The following is a 4,222-nucleotide window of genomic DNA, read 5'->3' on the forward strand; positions in this document are numbered from 1 at the left end:
CCCCCCTCGTGGGGGAGATGCCCGGCAGGGCAGAGGGGGGCGCTGTCCCGCCGGCCTATCGGCGGCTGGTTCTGCGGCGCCGCCAACGCTTCGTCATCCTCGGGCTTGACCCGAGGATCCATGCCGTGACGGTCGCCGAAAGATGCGGCCAATCAGAATTCCGCACCCGTTGCAACGCTCACAGGTCACGGCATGGATCCCAGGGTCTGCGCGCGTCGCTTCGCTCCCTGCTCCGCCCTAGGATGACGACCTCGTGTCAATCGCCAGCATCGAACGGAGTCCAGTGCAACTCATTCACACACGAAACCGTTATGGCGGCGCATAATCGAGGGGTGCATGCTATTGTCCATCATGCTCAGCAGACGCCGGTCGCTGTCGGTATCACTCGCGCTCGCGGCCGCCGTGCTCGCCTTGATGCCGGCCGTGGCCGGGGCAGCGCAAAAATCCGGCATGTCGAGCGAAGGCATTTTCGTCGCCGAGCTCATCCTGCTGCTCGTCGTCGGCCGCGGCATCGGCGAGTTGCTGGAGCGCCTCGGCCAGCCGGCGGTGATGGGCCAGCTGATTGGCGGCATCCTGCTGGGCCCTTCGCTGCTCGGCTGGGTGTGGCCGGCGGCCGAGCGCGTGATCTTTGTCGACGACGCCTCGCAGAAGTCGATGATCAACGCGGTGGCGCAGCTGGGCATATTGATGCTCCTGCTGCTCACCGGCATGGAGACGGACCTTCGGCTGGTGCGCCGCGTCGGCCGCGCCTGCTTTTCCATCTCGGTCACCGGCGTCGCGGTGCCGTTCGTGCTCGGCTTCGTGGCGGCGCAGTTCATGCCGGCCTCGCTGCTGCCCTCCGGCGGCGAGCGTGTAGTCGCCGGCCTCTTCCTCGGCACGGCGCTGTCGATCTCCTCGGTCAAGATCGTCGCCATGGTGGTGCGCGAGATGAACTTCATGCGCCGCGACCTCGGCCAGATCATCGTCTCCTCGGCCATCATCGAGGACACGATCGGCTGGGTCATCATCGCCATCACCATCGGCATCGCCACCAAGGGGCGCATCGAGCTCGGCAGCCTTGCCTTCACCATCCTGGGCGTCGCCGCCTTCATGGTCTTCTCCTTCACGCTCGGCCGCCGCATGGTCTTCGACGCCATCCGCTGGACCAACGACACCTTCCACAGCGAATATGCGGTGATCACCGTCATCCTCGCCATCATGGGTGTGATGGCGCTGATCACCGACCTGATCGGCGTGCATACCGTGCTCGGCGCCTTCGTCGCCGGCATATTGGTGGGTGAATCGCCGATCCTGTCGCGCCACATCGAAGGGCAGCTGCGCGGCGTCATCACGGCGTTGTTCATGCCGGTGTTCTTCGGCGTCGCCGGCCTCTCGGCCGACCTCACGGTGCTCGTCGACCCGCAGCTCGCGCTGTTCACCGTGGCGCTGGTGGTCATCGCCTCGATCGGCAAGTTCGGCGGCGCCTTCATCGGCGCGCAGATGGCCGGCATGGGGCGCAGCGAGGCCATCGCCGTCGGCTGCGGCATGAATGCGCGCGGCTCCACCGAGGTGATCGTCGCCTCGATCGGCCTGTCGATCGGCGTGCTCTCGCACAACCTCTTCACCATGATCGTCACCATGGCCGTCATCACCACCCTGGCGATGCCGCCGACGCTGCGCTGGGCGCTGGGACGGCTGCCGATGGGCGAGGTCGAGAAGAAGCGGCTGGAGCGCGAGGAGATCGACCAGCGCGGCTTCATCGCCAATCTGGAGCGGCTGCTGGTGGTGGTCGACGACGGCGTCGTCGGCCGCTTCGCCGCCTATCTTGCCGGCGTCATCGGCGCCGGCAAGCCGACGACGGTGCTGCACTCGAGCGGCGAGAGCGACGCCGACGCCGCCGATGCCGCGCATATAGAGGAGATCGAGAAGGGCGCGGAGGAGGGCCGCGAGGCGGCCAAGGAGGCGAACGAGGTGCCCGTCCGCGAGGCGCCGCTCACCCGCCGCCGGCACGACTTTCCACTCTCGGCCGAGGCGGTGGCGAAGGAGGCGCGCAAGGGCTACGGCATGCTGCTCGTCGGCCTCGGCCGCGCGGTGACATCGAAGGGCGGCTTTTCGCATCGCCTCAACGAGGTCACCGGCGCCTTCGACGGCCCGCTCTGCCTGGTGCTGAAGCCGGCGACCGCCGGCCGCCACATGCCGAGGCTCGGCCCGGGAGCGGGCAAGATCCTGGTGCCGGTCAACGGCACCTCGGTGGCGCGCCGTGGCGCCGAACTGGCGCTTGCCATTGCCGCCGTCACCGGCGCGTCGGTCAAGATGCTCTATGTCGCGCGCGCCGGCCGCGAGGAGCCGCGCGACACCGTCTCGCACCGCCGCCGGGAAGCCGTGCTGAAGGACATCGTCGCGCTCGCCGACCGCTACGGCGTCGAGATCGAGACCGCCATCCGCAGCAAGGCCGCCGCCGCCGATGCCATCGCCCGCCAGGCCGGCAGGAGCGTGGCGCTGATCGTCATGGGCGTCGCGCGCCGGCCGGGCGAGGAGCTGATCTTCGGCGAGACGACCAGCGGCGTGCTGCGCCGCTGCCCGTGCCCTGTGGTGCTGATCTCCGACGAGCGGGTGCGCCGCGACGAAAGCGACCGCGAGGCGGTGCGCTCGGGGACGGGCACGGGGTAGGTGGTGAGCCAATCTCCCCCACAAGGGGGGAGATCGACAGTCCTCACGCCATCTGCAGCCGCTGCCGGCTTGGCTGCGGCGGGAAGGCGATGGCGATGCCGGCGGCGCCCAGGCCGATCAGCGCCGAGCCGATGAACAGCCACGAATAGCTGGCATAGGCGTCGTAGATCATGCCGCCGGCCAGGGGCCCGAACGACATGCCGAGGCTGGAGAGCATGGTCGCGGCGCCGAGCACGGTGCCGATGATGCGGCCGCCGAAATATTCGCGCGCCAGCACCGCGTAGAGCGGCATCACGCCGCCATAGGTGGCGCCGAAGATGATGGCGAGCACGTAGAAATGCTCGAGCCGGCCGGCCGCCAGATAGGCCGCGATCACCAGGCCCTGGATGGCGAGGCCGGCGATCAGCACCGGCTTGACGCCCAGCCTGTCGGCGAGCACGCCATAGAGCACGCGCCCACCGAGGCCGGCGAGCCCCTCGACGCTGTAGATCGAGACGGCGGCCATCGGCGCCACGCCGCAGGCCATGGCATAGCTCACCATGTGGAAGATCGGCCCGGAATGCGCCGCGCAGCAGGCGAAGAAGGTGAGGCCGAGCACCAGGAACTGCGGCGAGCGCAGCGCCTGGGCCACGCTCATGCCGGGATCGTCGGCGCCGCGCGAGGGGGCGCTGCCGTCGGCCGTGGCGATCGCCGCCGGCGGCTGGCGCACCAAAAGCACGGCCGGGACGAGCAGCACCCAGGACATCACGCCGATGTCGAACATGGCGGTGCGCCAGTCATAGGCCGAGATCAGCCAGCGGGCGAAGGGCGAGATCGTCATCGGCGCCACGCCCATGCCGGCCGAAACCAGCGACACGGCAAGGCTGCGCTGCGTGTCGAACCAGGCGGTGGTGAGTGCGATCATCGGCGCGAAGAAGGTGCTGGCCGCCAGCCCCACGATCACGCCGTAGCTGAGCTGGAAGGTCAGCAACGAGCCGGCGCGGCTCGCCACCACCAACGCCAGGCCGAGCAGTGCTGCGCCGGCCAGCACGACCGGCCGCGCGCCGACCCGGTCATAGATCGAGCCCCAGGCGAAGCCGCCCAGCCCCATCACCAGGAAATTCAGCGTCATGGCGCTGGAAATGCCGGCGCGCGACCAGCCGGTGTCGAGCGCCATCGGCTCGAGGAAGATCGCCAGCGAGAACATGGCGCCGAGCGCCACACAGGTCATCAGCGCGCCCGCCGCGACGATGACCCAACGATAGGAATGGTTCATGGTTTTCTCCCATGCCGTAAGGCATCCTGTTTGATGCGGCACGGTTTTTCCAGTCTCGCCGCGCCGCTTGCGTCCGGAGGACGCCGGCGCCGAAGGCGATCCTACAAATCCGGTTGCATTTTTTATCTGGTTTTTTCGAGGGGTGCGCTGTCCTGCCAGGTTGGCGCGAGGCACCCCCCTCTGTCCTGCCGGACATCTCCCCCTCAAGGGGGGAGATTAGATGTCTCGATGCCGGCGCTCCTTCTGCAACGCCGGAAATTGGCGAAAGCCAATGCGCTAGTCGATCTCCCCCCTTGAGGGGGAGATGTCCGGCAGGAC

At 68.5% G+C, this 4,222-nt stretch carries 2 protein-coding genes; one reads left to right on the forward strand and one right to left on the reverse strand.

Annotated features, from left to right (window positions below):
- Window positions 1-336: 336 nt before the first annotated feature.
- Complete coding sequence (locus Q0L57_RS06830) at window positions 337-2,649, forward strand: cation:proton antiporter (protein WP_296739876.1); 2,313 nt, start codon at window positions 337-339, stop codon at window positions 2,647-2,649.
- Between the two features lie 43 nt (window positions 2,650-2,692).
- Here Q0L57_RS06830 and Q0L57_RS06835 read toward each other — a convergent pair whose 3' ends face one another.
- Window positions 2,693-3,904, reverse strand: coding sequence for an MFS transporter (locus Q0L57_RS06835; protein ID WP_296739877.1), 1,212 nt, complete (start codon window positions 3,902-3,904; stop codon window positions 2,693-2,695).
- Window positions 3,905-4,222: the final 318 nt, after the last annotated feature.

This window comes from Mesorhizobium sp. (assembly GCF_024509055.1).
GTDB lineage: Bacteria > Pseudomonadota > Alphaproteobacteria > Rhizobiales > Rhizobiaceae > Mesorhizobium.